The sequence below is a fragment of the Parasedimentitalea nitratireducens genome, from assembly GCF_057444295.1.
Map to the genome: position 1 here is coordinate 1 of NZ_JBYAXC010000022.1, position 16,176 is coordinate 16,176.

Below are 16,176 nucleotides of genomic sequence, written 5' to 3' on the forward strand. Positions count from 1 at the left end.
GCACAGCGAGGTGAACTCGGGCGCGGTGAAACGTACCGCATAGTCCGTTCCGGCTTGCGGGTTCGGAACGCGTTCCAACAGCGCTTCTTCGGGTGAGTTGGGGAGTTCGGTTTTACCACCAATCTGGGTTAGGTTTGCATAGATGTCTTCATTTGCCATTGTATTGTTCCTTCAAACGCCGCGTTTGTTGCCCCAGACGAGCACATGCAGCTGTGGCAGGATGGTGGGAGTATACCAGTGATCCCCCAGGGTTTTGTCGATCAACCACTCGTAGCGGTTCATGATGCCGTCCATGTCGATCTCGGCATCCTCGGATTCGGGCGGCGGTGGAGTATGGTTGCCTGGTTGCAGGTACAACGGCAGGTCGGGATACCGCTTTGCGACCTCGCGGGCCCAATCATAATCAGCCTCGTCAAAGATCACGATTTTCATCACCGTTTCGGCCTGCTTGGCCTGAGTGATGCAGTCGCCGAACTTGGCCCAGCCCACCGTTTCCCCCGAGGATGGCGGTTTGGGGCTGAGGATCAGTGTGGACAGCTCGCTGAACCAGTTTTGTGTTACTGATCCTTGATCATGAGAGCTTAAACAACGTCACGCCGTCTGACGATCTTGCACCAAGTTATACCTCAAAAATGGCTTCAGTTGAACGCTAACAAGAACAGGCTCTCGTTTAAAGTGTGTCTGGTTTCCTAGACCCCAATCCATGGGGCGGCAAATTATTACTCTCTTGAAGGGGGCGGCGCGCCCTAAGGGTTCTTTCGAGCAATTTTAGAATATCGATTTTCGAATTCTCTTCTACCTCTGCGTGTGGTGTGGGGTAGGTTGATAATGTAACTATAGCCTGTACGGAGAAGAGAGATGTTAAATATATTTGCAGATTCAATGATGGTCGCGTCCCGAGCTCAGATGCCAAGTGACCAACTATGTTGTCAGTTCGATGATAAAGGCCACAGCGCTGATGCAGTTACCCCTGACAAGAAAGCCGTGGCCTGGTGGTTGCCAAAAGCAGACGTCAGACCAGAGTTTTCAAGCAAAACGCCGGTACCTCAGGCTCACGGTAAGTAGCTGGGTCTCTTTGGCCCTTCCGATTGTCGAAGACAATTCGCAAGGATGTTTCAATTTGGTTTGTGGAGTTGCCGATGTCAGTGATCTAAATATCGTTGGGCTACGGGCAAGAGCTGAGCAGTAGAGTAATGCTGCTCTTGTTCTACCCAGCTTTCTCAAGCCAAAAGCTGAATATGGCGCCTTGTTGCGGATGGTTCCGAGCGGATATCCTGCCACCTTGTGCCTCGATGGACCTTTTGCAAAACGCCAGCCCAAGACCGGTAGATGAAGCGTCGGACCTTTCGTCCTTTTTCAGCTGATAGAAGCGTTCGAATATTCTTTCCAATTCATCAGCTGGAATTCCTGGGCCATGGTCGCGGACCGTAAAGTGAACTGTGTCATCCCGATCTTCTCGGGCTTCGATTTCGACAGCTCCGTTGTTGCCGGCGTATTTGGTTGCGTTGAAGCAAAGATTGGCGAGGACACGTAGGGTTAAATGAAGATCAGCTCCTACAACCAACTTGGATGGCTCAAATTGGAAAATTGGGTCGTAGTTCAAGATCTCATAGGTCTGATCAAAAATCTGATCCACCGTCACGGCACGCATTTGTACGGGCATTCGGCCGGATTTTAGTCTGCTTAGTTCAAGCATATCATTTGCATAGCCGGCAATACGATTCACATTGCCAATGGCGCTGCTGACCATGTCCTGCAGGTCCTTGTCGGGTGCTAGTTCTAAATTTTCCTCTACCATTTCCAGTACTCCGCCGATCCCTTGAAGCGGGGACCTGAGATCATGAACCAGCATTGTGGTTTGGTCCTCACGATGCTTGTCGGCTGCCATCCGAGAGCGCAAAAGATGTTCAAGCATTTCTGCGTGTTCGGCTTGATCTTTGCGCATGGTTTCAAGGGCAAGATGAACCCTGATCCGTGCGGCGACTTCTTCGATGTTATAGGGCTTTTCGATGTAATCACTTGCGCCAGCCGCAAAGGCGCTCACTTTGTCCTCAGGTGTGATGCGACCGCTCAGAAAGATGACGGGTATATTGCGGTATCCCTCTAGCGTTTTAAGTTTTTTGCAAAATTCGATCCCGCTCATTCCCGGCATTTCGACGTCCAGTAAAATGATATCCGGAGGAGAAGCCTTGATGGCTTTCATAGCCATCTCAGCGCTTGTTCCTGCGCGTGTGTCGTACCCAAGGTTAGTCAGGATTGGCACGAGCAAGGCGAGGCTGTCGACATCGTCGTCAATAGCGAGAACTTTGTTTGCGCGATCAGGAGTTACCATGAAGAACTTCACCAATCTCTTTCAGCATTTGTTCGTGCTCGAAGTCTGCGGTTCGTCTTCGGATCATCGAAATCAACGAGGGGTCTTTATCTGCAAGGTTTGTTAAAGTCGCTTCAAGTCGGGCAACTGAAAGAGTTTCAAGTGCATTTGCCAGAGTGCTTAGGTTTCCATCGTCCAATTCTGACCAGTTTGTTTGGTTTGTACCAGCCTTGGCCAAGTTGCGATCAATGGCAGCGAAAAGAGCAGCTTCGTCCAACGGTTTTCTAAGGAAGTCGATCATGCCTACCGCCAACGCTCTTTCTTTGTCTTCGTCAAATGCGTTTGCAGTTACCGCAATGATACGCGCATCGCGACCTTCCGGAGTGGACAGGATGTTTTGTGTCGCTTCAAAACCATCCATTTCTGGCATTCGAATATCCATTAGAACGAGATCCGGTTTTTCGTTCTTGTACTTTCCAACTGCCTCTTGCCCATCAACGGCTTCAATCAGCTGATATGGTTTGTCGCTAAGAAGCGATACGATAAGCTCACGATTGCTTGTTACATCGTCCACGACCAGGATTTTGGCAGCTTTATGATCGGCAGAGCTCTTTGGGGTAATTTCGGTCTTGGACCTTGGGGGAAGTGCAGAGCGGCCTGTTCCAACGATCAGCGGTAGCACTAAGCGAAAGTGACTGCCTCTCTCTGAAGAGTTAACGAGATAAAGGTCTCCATTCATCAGTAAAGCATATTCCCGACTGATAGCGAGGCCCAACCCCGAGCCCTCTGTGTGATGGCGGCCTTTGGCCTGCTCAAATGTGTTGAATATGCGTTCCTGGTCTGCTTTTGGAACACCAGAGCCTGTGTCTTTTACATCAAAGGCAATTTCTTGATATCCACTGCGTTTGGTGTGAGTTGCGACCGTTATGGACACCTCTCCGATTTGGGTGAATTTCACTGCGTTACCCAACAAGTTGATCAATATTTGTCTCAACTTCCCGTAATCAGTGGCAATGAAGTCGGGAACATCTGGGTGGACTTCCACTTCGAAATTCAACCCTTTTTCGTCAGCTCTAAAGCCCATGATGGATTTGAGATCACTGGTCAATTCTTCTATCGGCACTGATGCGTTTTCGACTTCAAGGTGGCCAGACTCGATCTTTGACATATCAAGAACGTCGTTGATCAAGGCAAGCAGATGTCTTCCGCTACGCTTGATGCGGTCAACATGGGCTTTGTTTACGTCCGATAGCGATTGATCGCGAAACAGCACATCAGTGAAGCCAAGGATGGAGTTAAGCGGCGTTCTTATTTCATGCGACATCGACCGTAAGAATTGCGATTTTGCCAAGTTTGCAGACTGGGCCACATTTGCGGACTGTACAGCTTCCCTTTGTTCCTCGATGCGCTGTGACATCGACGCCAAAGCCGTATGTAATTCAACCACTTCACGCGGTCCTTCGGTTTTGACAGGCTCATTTGAGCTTCGGCCTGAGGCAATGGTATTGGCAACATCAACGGCTTCGCGAAATGATCCTGAAACCTGACGGCTGATGAACAGAAAAAATACGCCAAAACCAACCGTTAGGATAATCGAAGCAAGCCGAAACCAATTGCGGAACGTGACAATTGACTTTGCAAGGCGGTCTAGCTCAGCTGCGGCTTCCCCGGTTTCTTCGATTGTTGCCGCATCGAGCAGCGCCTCGGTTCGAGACATCACAATATGTTCAAGGTTGTCAGCGGCCTTAAGTGCTTCAAGCTTGGCTTCGGAATCATAGATTTCGAAAATGTTCTCTGCTGTTTTTTGTATGGTTAGGTGTAGCTGCGCTATTCTGTTCAGCGCGATCTGTTCATCAACGGAGTGCGGCAGAGATGATATCGAGCTTAACAATTGGCCAAACCGCTCGGAGGTCTCGTAAAAGATTTGTTCTTCTTCAGGCTCCCCAAACACGTATTCCGAGACCGAGTTTATCATTTCTGGAGCGATGTTGTTGAGCTGGCGGTAATGGTTGAAAACGGTCAGGGTTGATCGAGAGATCGTGCCTTCCCTGCTTTCTTCAAGGAGCTTATGATAGGCGCGTTCGCTAATAGCCCAAAGCTCCTCACGTAGGATTTTGCCAGATGTGTTTTCTAGGCGATCTGCCCGCCGAACAGCTTTCCTTTCGGTTGCAGGTGAGTAGATACCAAAAATTTCATTTCGGGTGCGCGTTTCATACTCATACACCAAGGCTTCGACTTGGGTCAGCTGCGAGAGCTCTACTGGTCGAGTTTCCAGCGGCTTTAGCGCGGCCAGAAACAGTTTGAATTCTTCCAGGTTGGCGTCAAAATCCACCAGCTCGTCTTCTTCACCTGCAAGATAGTCGAGCACATTGGAGTGAAGGTCGCCAATTTCATCCAGAATCTGTAGGTACAGGATCGCACCGGGAACGTCGTCATCACGTACCTGTCGGGCTTGTTCAAGACTACGGCTGGTGGCGCTTTCTACGTTTATGATCAGGATGAATAGTGGGATGAACATGGCGAAGAACAGCAGCCACATGATTTGGCTGAGGCTGAATCTTATTCTTTGTTCGCCAATTGCCCACATATGGCTGCCCGTTCCATGTTCAAATCACCGTTAACTTAATGTGTTACCATAATAGATGATTTCAAACCTGAAAATTTAATAGTCGCAGGTGGGTATGCTGTTCGGCTTCGCTTTTGGTTGATAGGTGCAGGGCAGGGGGTAAGTGCCTTGCCTAGCTCTGTTTTAGGATGATGGCGAGATCCATCACATTTGTACCTGTTGGGCCGGTCTTGATCTGTGCGCCAGTGTGCGCCAGATGGCTGGCAGAATTGGCTTGGCGCAATGCTGTTTCTGCACCAGGTTTTTTGTCAAATATCGTCCCGTCCACATAGGCACCTGCAGCATCGGTTGGGCCATCAGTTCCATCGGTTCCGGCAACCAGTCCGATGATGTTATCGTGGTTGCGAAAGTGGCGTGAAAGTTCAAGCGCGAGCGCCTGATTGCGCCCACCTGCGCCCGGGTTTTCGGGAAGAACGACAGTGGGCTCGCCGCCATAGATGTACAGGCCGCTGGGTCCGCTATTCACGTCGCGAGCGATGTCATTGGCGACGTCGATGACGTCTGCATACATCGTCTCTTCATTTGCGATGACGGGAATGCCCAGGCTTTGTGCGCCCTGCGAAACAGCCTGTCTGGCAACGGCGTTAGATGCAATGATGCTTGCAGAGTAATCAAAGGTTGCATCCTGGGGTTCTGCCCCCAATCCAGAGCCAATTACATCAATCCCGTCGCCGCAGACATCAGAGATTGCCAAAACATCCACGCGACGTCCCTTGAACGCAGACAGCAGCTGGCCCCCTTTGACGGCGGACAGGTCTTTTCGTCGGCGGTTTATTTCTGCAATGTCAGCGCCCTCGCTCAATGCGGCCTTAGTGGCCTCAACAAGCTCGGCATAGTCGGCGCCATCCTTCAGGTGTTCGACAAGTGAAGACGCGCCACCCGAAATAAGCAAAAGAAGCCGGCTGTTGGCGTCGCAGCCTTCCACAAAATCGAGTGCGGTTTTACCGGCAATCAGTGAGGTGAGGTCAGGAATGGGGTGACTGGCCTCAAGCGTGGCTACGTTGCTGCCCAGATCGGCAGAGCCAAGATGATCGGTCTTGGTGATGACAAGCGAGGGGGCAAGGGCGCGCCATGCGGTTGGCAGCCCCTCGAACATGGATACAGCAGCTTTTCCGGCCGCAAGAATGTGGGTTGGTTGTAGGATCTCCGAGCGTGGCAGCCATCTGTGGACAGCTCTGTCGCCCTTCACAGCCGAGACACCATTGTGAAACAAATTGAGAAGTTTGGTTCTTTTAGTTCCGTGCATTCTAGCGTCGCCTACTTGGATTTAATTCACGTTAAGGTTTTTAGCCTGGATGCTTGTTGATGTGCAATTGAAATATTAAATATTTCAAATCAGTTAGTTACCTGAAAATAGACTGCAGGTGAAATTTTGAACTTGCGGATTTTAAAAAACCGATGCACTGATATATGGTCTTTTTTATACCGGGAGGAAACCATGAAGAGACTCACTATAGCAGCCACAGCTGCGGCCACTCTTGTTGCAGCAAGTGTTGCAACAGCAGCGCCAGTTCGGATGAAAGTTGCATCGTCCTTTCCATCATCGCAGCCATTGCTGGGCTCGTCAGGCGTGGCGCTGACCGAGGCTGTAACGGCAATCACCGGTGGTGACGTCGAAATGCGGTTTTATGAACCCAATGCCTTGGTTCCACCCTTTGAAGTTCTCGATGCCGTTGGTGCTGGTACAGCGGATGCCGCTTGGACCAACCCTGGCTACAACACCAAAAAAGACATTGCGTTTGCCTTGTTCTCGGCCGTCCCATTTGGACCGGGTGCTGGTGAATACGCTGCCTGGATGTTCTATGGCGGCGGCCAAGAGCTGCTGAACGACAAATTGTATTCTAAGTTCAATGTTCACTCAGAAATCTGTGGTGTTTCCCCACCTGAAACCGCCGGTTGGTTCCGCGACGAAATTACCTCGCTCGACCAGCTCGACGGCATCAAGATGCGGTTCTTTGGCCTTGGCGCACGTGTCATGCAGCGTATGGGCGTTGATACGCAACTGTTGCCCGGCGGTGAAATCTATCCAGCGCTTGAGCGCGGTGCGATCGACGCAACCGAGTATTCGATGCCTGTTGTGGACGAAGCCGCCGGCTTTCATCAGCTGGCCAAGTACAACTACTTCCCCGGATGGCACCAGCAGTCGACCCTGCAGGACCTGATCATCAACCTTGATACATGGAATGGTATGAGCGACGGTCAGCAACTGGCGATCCGGACCGCTTGCCGCGCCAACTATACCAACATGCTGGCTGAAGGTGAGGCAATCAACGGTATCGCTCTGAAGCGTCTGCAAGAAGAGCACAGCGTCAATGTGCGCCAGTGGAATGACGAGCAACTGGCTGTTTTTGAAGAAAATTGGGATGCCGTGGCTGAAGAGCTCAAAGGTGAATCCGAAATCTTTGCTGAAGCTTGGGGCGCACTGCAAGAGTTCCGTGCTGGCTACAATGTCTGGAAAGACAACGCTTACCTTAAATAAGCGCAAATCAAAGAACGCCGGGCAAGTCACGCCCGGCGTTTGTCTTCTCCGGAGCAATAAATGTCCTTCTCAACTATCTACACGCGGCTTGACCAGCTGCTTGGCCTGTTTGCGCGCATTGGCAGTGTGGCCATGCTCGCCCTGGTCTGCATCACGGTCTACGACGTGATGACCCGCTATTTTGGCTTGCCCAAGTTTGCAGGCCTGAACTCTACCATGCTGCAAGAAAGCGAATACTGGGCTCATACAATCCTGTTTTCACTGGTCATGGCCTATGCCTTTACCCGGCAATCTCACGTACGTATCGACCTTGTTCGTGAACTTGTCCCAACCAGGGTTAAATACGGCTTTGAAATCTTTGGTCTGTTGGTCTTCCTGCTGCCATTCTCGGCCATCGCTGCCCGCTATACCTATAACTACGTCTACATCTCGTGGCGCGACAGCGAGGTTTCCCCTTCGACCATCGGTCTAACCAATTTCTGGATCATCAAATCCATGTTGCTGGTGATGTTTGTGCTGCTGTTTATCGCAGGCGTCTCGCAGTTGTTAAAATGCATTGATGGTCTGCGTGGCAAGCTGACCGCCATTGAAGAGTCCCACGTTTTGGGCGGGGGGCATTAACATGGAAATTGCTCAACTCCTCCCACTGTTGATGTTTGCTGCTCTGGCCGTCTTCCTGTTCTCAGGCTTTCCTGTGGCCTTCATCCTGGGTGGCATCGGTCTCAGCTTTGCCTTTATCGCCATTTTGGTGGATCCGTGGCTGTTTGACTGGCCGCAGTTCAATGCCATTCCGGCGCGGGTCTATGGTTCGATTGCCGAAAACCTGATCCTGACGGCGATCCCGATGTTCATCTTCATGGGCACCATGTTGGAAAAATCCGGCATTGCCCGCGACCTGCTGAACTGCCTGCAATACCTGCTGCGCCGTGTTCCTGGTGGGCTGGCGCTGTCAGTGGTGATGATGGGGACAATCCTGGCTGCAACAACCGGTATCATCGGCGCATCAGTAGTAATGATGTCCCTGTTGGCACTGCCTGTCATGATGCAGAAGGGGTACTCGCCCGCGTTAGCATCCGGCACAATCGCCGCATCCGGCACCCTTGGCATCCTGATCCCACCATCGATCATGCTGGTGATCATGGCGGATCTGCTGTCCAAATCGGTGGGCAACCTGTTTGTCGCGGCGATCATCCCCGGCTTTATGCTGGCCGGGTTTTACATGATCTACATCGTGTTCATCTGCTGGCTGAAACCCGAACTGGCCCCCAAGCCCAAAACCGATCTCAAGCTGGAAAACGCAGGCGGTGCATGGGTGATGGTCCTGCGGTCGTTTGTGCCGCCGGTAATGTTGATCGTGATTGTTCTGGGCTCGATTTTGGGAGGCCTCGCCACCCCAACCGAGGCCGCATCTGTCGGGGCCGCTGGTGCAATGCTACTTGGCCTGTTGAACCTTGTGATCTTGCCCAAACTTGGCGTCAAAGAAATGTCATTTGGCGAAGACACCGCGCACATTGAAAGCGAACCAACCAACGGATCTATCTGGGCGTTTTGCAAGGTGGTCTGGGATGTGGTGCAGCGTTCAGCTCTGACCAACGCGATGATCTTTGGTATCTTCATTGGGGCGACGCTGTTCAGCTATGTGTTCCGCCAAATCGGCGGCGAGGATGTGGTCATCCACATCTTTGACAGCTGGGGCTTGGGTAGCTGGGGCATCCTGATTGCGCTGATGGTGCTGGTGTTCTGCCTTGGCTTCTTCTTTGACTGGATCGAAATCACCCTGATCGTACTGCCGGTGTTCGCGCCCATCATCGCCAAGCTGGACTTTGGTGACCACGTTGCAGCGGTGGATATGGTCTATTGGTTTGCCATCCTGATGGCGATCAACCTTCAGACCTCGTTCCTGACGCCCCCCTTTGGCTTTGCGCTGTTCTACCTCAAGGCAGTGGCGCCGCCCGAGATCAAGATCCAACACATCTACAAGGGCATCATCCCCTTTGTGATATTGCAGCTCACCGGGTTGGCGCTTGTTATGCGTTTTCCTGAGCTCGCAATGTGGTTGCCGCGTGTTCTGTTACAATAGGCGACCACTGTGGCCAGACCGTTGCTCTTCTTGCGGTCTGGCCACTTGTCCTCTTTTCGGCCAATTCAATAGTCTATAGGATCTGGAGATATGAGAACTCTGTCGATCAAAATCCCCAATGTGTCTGAAAGCCTTGAACAAAAGCTAGAGGCACTGATCCTGGGCGGTGCCTTCTGGCCCGATCAGCCCTTGGCGTCTGAACGTCGGCTGGCGGAAGAGTTCGATGTCTCGCGCACCTCGCTGCGCAATGCCTTGGGCAGTCTACGAGACAAGGGCCTTCTGACATTGAATGGCAAGCGCTATCACGCCACCAATGTGATGGCGGACCTTCTGGTGCCTGGGCTGCAAAAGATCGCAGACCGTGATGCTGGCCACCTGCTGGATTACTGGCTGGTCTTCTTTCAAGAGGCGGTTCTGCTGGCCCGAAAGAAAGCCCAAAACAGCGACAAGGTTGCGCTTCTCCAGGCGGTTCGCATTCTCAAACAGTCAGTTGCAGGCGAAGACGTGGCGGGCGCTTTAGTTGGGTTTGAAACGCTGAACCGGGTGATCCTGGATGGGTGTTACAACTTCTTCCTAAGCCAAACCCACTATGCGTTGCAGCTTGTCATGGCTCCTTATCTAAAGGCTTCGTTTAAACGGCTGTGTTCAAATGCCGAGGATGCCTCTGCCTTTATCGAGATTGTCAGCAAAACGGGTGACTTCACCTTTGACCGGCAAGCCTTTCATCAGGCGCTGAAACCCGGCCTCGCTGAACCGGCGGGAGCTGGAAAACTGGGTGGTTCCGACGTTGCTGGTAGTGATCCCCAGCAGTTGGTCGATGTCGTGTTGCGGCACCCGCTGTCCATTGAATCTGTGTATGAGCTTCGGTTGATCACGGAAAAGCATGCCGCCGTTCAGGCCGCGACAAATGCAAGTGAACAACAACGCAATGCCCTGATGGAACAGCTGGACGAGATGACAGTTGTGGCTGACAATGCGCCTACAAACTACAGCAAGCTGGACACCGCTCTTCACCGTCTGATTGCTGATTGCTCACAAAACCCGGTGTATCCCCTGATCGATGCGGCCCTTGCCCCGGTGTTTTCGCGAACCACAAACCAGTGGCTGAACAAGCACATGGAGATGCGCAGCGATCAGTCCACCATTCACAAGCAGCACACTCAGATCATCGAGACGATAGCTGACCGTAACGCTGATAAGGCAAGCGAGGCGATGCAGGAGCATCTGGCTTATGTTCTGCGAAACCTACGGAAACTGCGCGAACAGGATCACCTGCACGAAGTCGCAACAGCGCGACGTTTGTTGGGGTAGGGACAAGACTTTGCCGAGTAGGTGGGAAATTAAACCCGCCCAAGAATGGATCTTGTTTCCGCACAATCTATAGGCTACCAAATCCGCACGCGGGGGAGTCCCAAGCAAGGGACTGAGAGGCGAATAGAGCAAATGCTCAGTGTCGCGACCCTTTGAACCTGACCCAGTTGATACTGGCGTAGGAAGCTAGGTGCGCATATTGGGCTTTGGTCCTCACGTCATTGCGCAACCATATGTGGGCCCGAAGTCCGGCCCGCAGGTGTTTCCCAAGCCCAAAATCCGCTGGTGTCTTTTTAAGTGCAAGCTTGAGGAGCACACCGATATGAACGTCCCTAATCCCAAAATCACTACGGGCGCATTGCCTGCGTCGCGCAAAATCTATGTGAACGGCAGCCTGCATCCCGAAATTCGTGTTCCAATGCGCGAAATCTCTGTGCATCCCACCGCAGGAGAGGCACCGCTGCCGGTTTACGACAGTTCAGGCCCATACACAGATCCGGACGTGTTGACCGATATTCGCCAAGGCCTGGCACCACAGCGTCGCGCTTGGGTGGAAGCACGTGGTGATGTTGAAGAATACGAGGGCCGTGAAATCACCGCTGCTGACAACGGGTTTGTCAAAGGAGACCGTCTGACTCCCGAGTTCCCAGTGCGCCCACGGCCCTTGCGGGCTAAGGATGGCAAGGCGGTGACACAGCTGGCTTATGCCCGTGCTGGCATCATCACCCCCGAAATGGAATATGTCGCCATCCGCGAAAACCAATTGCTGGAAACCGCGCCATGCCATCGCGATGGCAATGATTTCGGTGCCAATATTCCCGACCACGTAACGCCAGAATTTGTCCGCGATGAAATCGCAGCAGGGCGCGCCATTATCCCATCCAACATCAACCACCCGGAATCCGAACCGATGATCATCGGGCGGAACTTCCTGGTAAAGATCAACGCCAATATGGGAACCTCGGCTGTCAGCTCCTCGATGGAGGAAGAAGTCGATAAGCTGGTTTGGTCAATCCGTTGGGGTGCAGACACGGTGATGGACCTGTCGACAGGGCGCAACATCCACAACACCCGCGAATGGATTGTGCGCAACAGCCCGGTGCCCATTGGCACGGTGCCGATGTATCAGGCGCTGGAAAAGGTGAACGGCATTGCTGAAGACCTGACTTGGGAAGTGTTCCGCGACACCCTGATCGAACAGGCCGAGCAGGGCGTGGATTACTTCACGATCCACGCTGGGGTGCGGTTGCACATGGTTCCGATGACCGTTGAGCGTGTGACTGGGATTGTCTCGCGCGGTGGCTCGATCATGGCCAAGTGGTGCCTGCACCACCACAAGGAAAGCTTCCTGTACGAGCATTTTGACGAAATCTGTGACATCTGCCGCAAATACGACGTGGCCTTTAGCCTGGGCGACGGGTTGCGTCCTGGCTCCATTGCCGATGCCAATGACGAGGCACAGTTTGCCGAGCTAGAAACCCTGGGTGAGCTGACCAAAATCGCGTGGGCCAAGGACTGTCAGGTGATGATCGAAGGGCCGGGCCATGTGGCCATGCACAAGATCAAAGAGAACATGGACAAGCAGCTGGAGTGCTGCCACGAAGCACCGTTCTACACACTTGGGCCACTGACCACCGATATTGCGCCGGGCTATGATCACATCACCTCTGGTATCGGTGCTGCTATGATCGGTTGGTTTGGTTGCGCGATGCTCTGCTATGTGACACCCAAAGAGCACCTCGGCTTGCCAGACCGCGATGACGTGAAAACCGGGGTGATCACCTATAAGATCGCCGCCCACGCCGCTGATCTGGCCAAGGGCTTGCCGGGCGCGCAGCGTCGCGATGATGCGCTGAGCCGCGCACGATTCGAATTCCGCTGGGAAGATCAATTCAACCTGTCACTGGATCCAGATACAGCACGCGAATTCCACGATCAGACCCTGCCCAAAGAGGCCCACAAGGTCGCGCATTTCTGCTCCATGTGCGGGCCGAAATTCTGCTCGATGCGGATTTCCCACGACATCCGGACCGAAGCACAGAAGGAAGGCATGGAGGCCATGGCCGAGAAATTCCGTGAAGGCGGAGATCTCTATATGCCGGTCGACAGTGCTAAGTCGGAACCCGCCGAATGATCACCATCGCAGGTGCAGGCGTAGCCGGTCTCGCCTGCGCCTATGAGCTGTCCAAACGCGGGCTGCCTGTCACGATGTACGAGACCGGCAGCGCACCATCCGACAACCCATGCTCCTGGTTCGCCGGGGGCATGTTGGCGCCGTGGTGCGAGGGTGAAACGGCCGAGCCCGAAGTGGTGAGGCTGGGGTCAGGGGCCATTGATTGGTGGCAGCAGATCACGCATGTCGATCAGCGCGGAACACTGGTTGTTGCGCCCCTGCGCGACCATGCCGAGTTGACCCGTTTTGCCCGACGGACAGAACGCCACCAAGCTATCGACAGCAAGGAGATCACAGCTCTCGAACCAGCTCTGGCTGGGCGGTTCAATCAAGCTCTGTATTTTGCAGACGAAGCCCATCTTGACCCACGCCAAGCCTTAATTGATCTGACCCGCAGTGTTCAGGAACAGGGAGCCACAATTCACTATGGCACCGCAGCACCGGATCAAGTCGATGTGGACTGCCGGGGCATGGCTTCGACCTTGTCTCATCTACGCCCCGTGCGCGGTGAGATGGCAATAATCGAAGCCCCAGATGTGAGCATCACCCGCACCGTACGGCTGTTGCACCCGCGCATTCCCATGTACTTGGTGCCGCGTGGCAATGGCATCTACATGATCGGCGCCACTATGGTTGAGAGCAGTTCAAAGCGGCCGATTACTCTTCGCTCACTGCTCGAACTTCTTGGTGCTGCTTTCACACTGCACCCCGGCCTGGCTGAGGCGAGCGTGATAGAGACTGGAACCGGCCTGCGGCCAGCCTTTGCCGACAATGTGCCGCGCCTGGTGCAGCAGGGCGCAACGACCCACGTAAATGGCATGTACCGACATGGATTCCTTTTGGCCCCCACCTTGGCGGGCCAGTTGGCAGAACAGTTTTCACAGGAACAGAACAATGAAAATTTCAGTGAACGCCGAACCGCGTGAGATAGAGAACACCTCTCTTTCAGCCGCGTTGCTCGAACTGGGCTTTGGCAGCCCGTCAATTGCGACTGCGGTGAACGGTAGCTTTGTGCCGCGTACAGAACGCGAAACAACAACGCTCAACCAAGGGGACCGGTTGGAAATCCTGTCGCCAATGAAGGGGGGCTGAGATGCAATTCTATGGCGCTGAACTATCCTCCCGTCTGTTGTTGGGAACCGCTTTATACCCATCACCGGCAAATATGATCGACGCCATTCAAGCAAGCGGCACTGAAGTCGTCACAGTTTCTCTGCGGCGCGAAACGGCAGATGGATCAGGCGAGGGTTTCTTTGAAATGCTGCGCGACACGGGTTGCCATATCCTGCCCAATACGGCCGGGTGCCATACGGCAGACGAGGCAATCACGACGGCGCAGATGGCACGCGAAGTCTTTGCAACCAGCTGGATCAAGCTTGAAGTGATCGGCCATTCGGACAACCTGCAACCCGATGTCTTTGCCCTGGTCGAGGCTGCGAGGATCCTCTGCGCTGATGGGTTCAAGGTTTTCCCATACACCACGGATGATCTGATCGTCGGCGAAAAGCTGATTGAGGCGGGCTGCGAGGTTCTGATGCCCTGGGGGGCACCGATTGGATCGGGGCAGGGGCTGCGCAATCCGGATGCCCTGCGTGCCATGCGGGCGCATTTCCCGGACACGCCGCTAATTGTCGATGCTGGCATCGGTCGGCCCTCACATGCTGCGCAGGTGATGGAGCTGGGTATGGATGCGGTGCTGATGAACACAGCCGTTGCCAAGGCAAATGATCCCAAAGGCATGGCCAGTGCCATGGCGCAGGCTGTTAAGGCTGGGCGCAATGGCTTCCTGGCCGACCCAATAGAACCGCGCGACATGGCGGTTCCCTCCACCCCAATCCTTGGCCTTGCGGAGTTCTCATGATGGAGAAGTTTTATCTAATCGTCAGTCACGTATCACAGCTGGAGCTGTTGGTGCCCCATGGCGTCAAACTTGTGCAGCTTCGCATCAAGGATCAGCCCGAAGCGGAAGTGCGCCGTCAGATCACCCGCGCCCGCGATTTCTGCGCTGTGCACCGCGCGCAGCTGGTGGTGAATGACTATTGGCAGGCCGCATTGGACCTGAACTGCAACTTTGTACACCTGGGCCAGGAAGACATGGACACAGCCGACTATGACGCCCTGCGGCGGGCTGGCGTCCAATATGGCCTATCAACCCATGACGAGGAGGAAATGGAGCGGGCATTGTCCAAAGACCCGGCCTACATCGCGTTGGGGCCGGTCTATCCAACCCTGCTCAAGAAAATGAAATGGGGACCGCAGGGGCTTGATCGCGTTTCTGACTGGAAACGCCGGGCCGGGCAGACGCCTCTGGTCGCCATTGGTGGCCTGACGCCCGAGCGTCTGCCGGGTGTGTTCGCCGCCGGGGCCGACAGTGCCGCCGTGGTGACCGATATCCAAATGGCCGAGTGCCCCGAGACGCGCACCCGCGAATGGATCAAGGCCTGCGCATGAAACGGATCTTGGTGATCGCAGGAACGGACAGCAGTGGTGGTGCCGGGCTCACCCGTGACACAGCGGTGGCAGGCGAATTGGTCTGCGCAGTCAAACCTGTGGTCACCTGCGTCACGGCGCAGACCAATTCGGCGCTGCTGCAAATTCACCAGGTGCCGCCGCAGCTGGTTGCGGCGCAGATCGAGGCAGCTTTTGCAGATAGCCCTCCGGACGCGGTCAAAATCGGGATGATCGGCAGCGCGTCCTGCGCTACCGCCATCGTCGTCGCTTTGTCCGGTAAAGACATCCCCATCGTCGTTGATCCAGTCCTGAAATCCAGCTCCGGCGGCGCGCTGTTCCTGGGGGATAGCCTGCAAGATATCTTTGCCATGGCCACGCTGATAACCCCCAACCTGGACGAGGCAGCCGTTCTCACCGGGTCTCCCGCCGCCCTGTCAGAGCAAGACATCGCGATGCAGGCGAAGGGACTGCAACACCAAGGGGCCCAAGCCGTATTGATCAAAGGCGGTCATGGTGCGGGAGACGAGTGCGTTGACCTGTTGTTTCAAGCCGCACAGAGGCACCACTTTAGCGCGCCTCGTTTAAGTAAGGGTCGACGGGGTACGGGCTGTTCCTTGGCCACCGCCATCGCCTGCCATCTTGCCCAGGGGCAAGATCTGCAACAGGCGGTTGCTAGATCCATAGCGTTTATTCACAACTGGATTGCTGAGGCGAACTAAGCCACATCAACCGGCTTCACAGCGGG

The 16,176-nt window shown here is 54.2% G+C and carries 13 protein-coding genes, 2 pseudogenes and 1 riboswitch; of the genes and pseudogenes, 10 read left to right on the forward strand and 5 right to left on the reverse strand.

Features of this window, described 5'->3' with window-relative positions; genetic code table 11:
- From AC2T28_RS24040 to AC2T28_RS24060, 5 genes and pseudogenes are all read right to left on the reverse strand, one after another.
- Positions 1 to 159 (reverse strand): annotated as a pseudogene (locus AC2T28_RS24040) (preQ(1) synthase); the annotation flags it as partial.
- Between the two features lie 12 nt (positions 160 to 171).
- A pseudogene (locus AC2T28_RS24045) lies at positions 172 to 570 on the reverse strand (7-carboxy-7-deazaguanine synthase QueE); the annotation flags it as partial.
- A gap of 637 nt (positions 571 to 1,207) precedes the next feature.
- On the reverse strand, positions 1,208 to 2,344 hold the full coding sequence (locus tag AC2T28_RS24050) for a hybrid sensor histidine kinase/response regulator (RefSeq protein ID WP_486751172.1): 1,137 nt from the start codon (positions 2,342 to 2,344) through the stop codon (positions 1,208 to 1,210).
- Positions 2,319 to 4,898 carry a response regulator gene (locus AC2T28_RS24055; RefSeq protein WP_486751145.1) on the reverse strand — a complete coding sequence of 860 codons (2,580 nt, stop codon included), beginning with the start codon at positions 4,896 to 4,898 and terminating at the stop codon, positions 2,319 to 2,321. Before AC2T28_RS24055 ends, AC2T28_RS24050 begins: the two co-directional genes overlap by 26 nt.
- Positions 4,899 to 5,049: 151 nt before the next feature.
- Positions 5,050 to 6,183 carry a DUF4147 domain-containing protein gene (locus AC2T28_RS24060; RefSeq protein WP_486751146.1) on the reverse strand — a complete coding sequence of 378 codons (1,134 nt, stop codon included), beginning with the start codon at positions 6,181 to 6,183 and terminating at the stop codon, positions 5,050 to 5,052.
- 192 nt (positions 6,184 to 6,375) lie between these two features.
- On the opposite strand from AC2T28_RS24060, the gene AC2T28_RS24065 reads away from it, so the two are divergent.
- From AC2T28_RS24065 to thiD, 10 genes are all read left to right on the forward strand, one after another.
- Positions 6,376 to 7,416 (forward strand): TRAP transporter substrate-binding protein, encoded by a 1,041-nt coding sequence (locus tag AC2T28_RS24065; protein WP_486751147.1) that lies wholly within the window; start codon positions 6,376 to 6,378, stop codon positions 7,414 to 7,416.
- Positions 7,417 to 7,476: 60 nt separating this feature from the next.
- Complete coding sequence (locus AC2T28_RS24070) at positions 7,477 to 8,037, forward strand: TRAP transporter small permease subunit (RefSeq protein ID WP_486751148.1); 561 nt, start codon at positions 7,477 to 7,479, stop codon at positions 8,035 to 8,037.
- A gap of 1 nt (position 8,038) precedes the next feature.
- Positions 8,039 to 9,496 (forward strand): TRAP transporter large permease, encoded by a 1,458-nt coding sequence (locus tag AC2T28_RS24075; protein WP_486751149.1) that lies wholly within the window; start codon positions 8,039 to 8,041, stop codon positions 9,494 to 9,496.
- A 90-nt stretch (positions 9,497 to 9,586) separates the two neighbouring features.
- Positions 9,587 to 10,807 carry an FCD domain-containing protein gene (locus tag AC2T28_RS24080; protein WP_486751150.1) on the forward strand — a complete coding sequence of 407 codons (1,221 nt, stop codon included), beginning with the start codon at positions 9,587 to 9,589 and terminating at the stop codon, positions 10,805 to 10,807.
- Positions 10,808 to 10,888: 81 nt separating this feature from the next.
- A riboswitch (TPP riboswitch) is annotated at positions 10,889 to 11,009 on the forward strand.
- A gap of 120 nt (positions 11,010 to 11,129) precedes the next feature.
- Entirely contained in the window at positions 11,130 to 12,941 is a 1,812-nt protein-coding gene (gene thiC, locus AC2T28_RS24085) for a phosphomethylpyrimidine synthase ThiC (RefSeq protein ID WP_486751151.1), read from the forward strand.
- Positions 12,938 to 13,906, forward strand: a complete 969-nt coding sequence (locus AC2T28_RS24090; RefSeq protein WP_486751152.1) for an FAD-dependent oxidoreductase — start codon at positions 12,938 to 12,940, stop codon at positions 13,904 to 13,906. Before thiC ends, AC2T28_RS24090 begins: the two co-directional genes overlap by 4 nt.
- The gene (gene thiS, locus AC2T28_RS24095) at positions 13,875 to 14,072 is read left to right on the forward strand and encodes a sulfur carrier protein ThiS (RefSeq protein ID WP_486751153.1); all 198 of its coding nucleotides are present in this window, start codon (positions 13,875 to 13,877) and stop codon (positions 14,070 to 14,072) included. Before AC2T28_RS24090 ends, thiS begins: the two co-directional genes overlap by 32 nt.
- A gap of 1 nt (position 14,073) precedes the next feature.
- On the forward strand, positions 14,074 to 14,841 hold the full coding sequence (locus AC2T28_RS24100; RefSeq protein WP_486751154.1) for a thiazole synthase: 768 nt from the start codon (positions 14,074 to 14,076) through the stop codon (positions 14,839 to 14,841).
- Positions 14,841 to 15,431 (forward strand): thiamine phosphate synthase, encoded by a 591-nt coding sequence (locus AC2T28_RS24105; RefSeq protein ID WP_486751173.1) that lies wholly within the window; start codon positions 14,841 to 14,843, stop codon positions 15,429 to 15,431. Before AC2T28_RS24100 ends, AC2T28_RS24105 begins: the two co-directional genes overlap by 1 nt.
- Positions 15,428 to 16,150 carry a bifunctional hydroxymethylpyrimidine kinase/phosphomethylpyrimidine kinase gene (thiD, locus tag AC2T28_RS24110; protein WP_486751155.1) on the forward strand — a complete coding sequence of 241 codons (723 nt, stop codon included), beginning with the start codon at positions 15,428 to 15,430 and terminating at the stop codon, positions 16,148 to 16,150. The genes AC2T28_RS24105 and thiD overlap by 4 nt, the downstream gene beginning before the upstream one ends.
- Positions 16,151 to 16,176: the final 26 nt, after the last annotated feature.

Coding starts and splice junctions, on each gene's coding strand:
- AC2T28_RS24080 (WP_486751150.1), top strand. CDS start 9,587: ATGAGAACTCTGTCGATCAAAATCCCCAATGTGTCTGAAAGCCTTGAA.
- AC2T28_RS24105 (WP_486751173.1), top strand. CDS start 14,841: ATGGAGAAGTTTTATCTAATCGTCAGTCACGTATCACAGCTGGAGCTG.
- AC2T28_RS24100 (WP_486751154.1), top strand. CDS start 14,074: ATGCAATTCTATGGCGCTGAACTATCCTCCCGTCTGTTGTTGGGAACC.
- AC2T28_RS24075 (WP_486751149.1), top strand. CDS start 8,039: ATGGAAATTGCTCAACTCCTCCCACTGTTGATGTTTGCTGCTCTGGCC.
- thiC (WP_486751151.1), top strand. CDS start 11,130: ATGAACGTCCCTAATCCCAAAATCACTACGGGCGCATTGCCTGCGTCG.
- thiD (WP_486751155.1), top strand. CDS start 15,428: ATGAAACGGATCTTGGTGATCGCAGGAACGGACAGCAGTGGTGGTGCC.
- AC2T28_RS24060 (WP_486751146.1), bottom strand. CDS start 6,183: ATGCACGGAACTAAAAGAACCAAACTTCTCAATTTGTTTCACAATGGT.
- AC2T28_RS24090 (WP_486751152.1), top strand. CDS start 12,938: ATGATCACCATCGCAGGTGCAGGCGTAGCCGGTCTCGCCTGCGCCTAT.
- AC2T28_RS24055 (WP_486751145.1), bottom strand. CDS start 4,898: ATGTGGGCAATTGGCGAACAAAGAATAAGATTCAGCCTCAGCCAAATC.
- AC2T28_RS24070 (WP_486751148.1), top strand. CDS start 7,477: ATGTCCTTCTCAACTATCTACACGCGGCTTGACCAGCTGCTTGGCCTG.
- AC2T28_RS24065 (WP_486751147.1), top strand. CDS start 6,376: ATGAAGAGACTCACTATAGCAGCCACAGCTGCGGCCACTCTTGTTGCA.
- thiS (WP_486751153.1), top strand. CDS start 13,875: ATGAAAATTTCAGTGAACGCCGAACCGCGTGAGATAGAGAACACCTCT.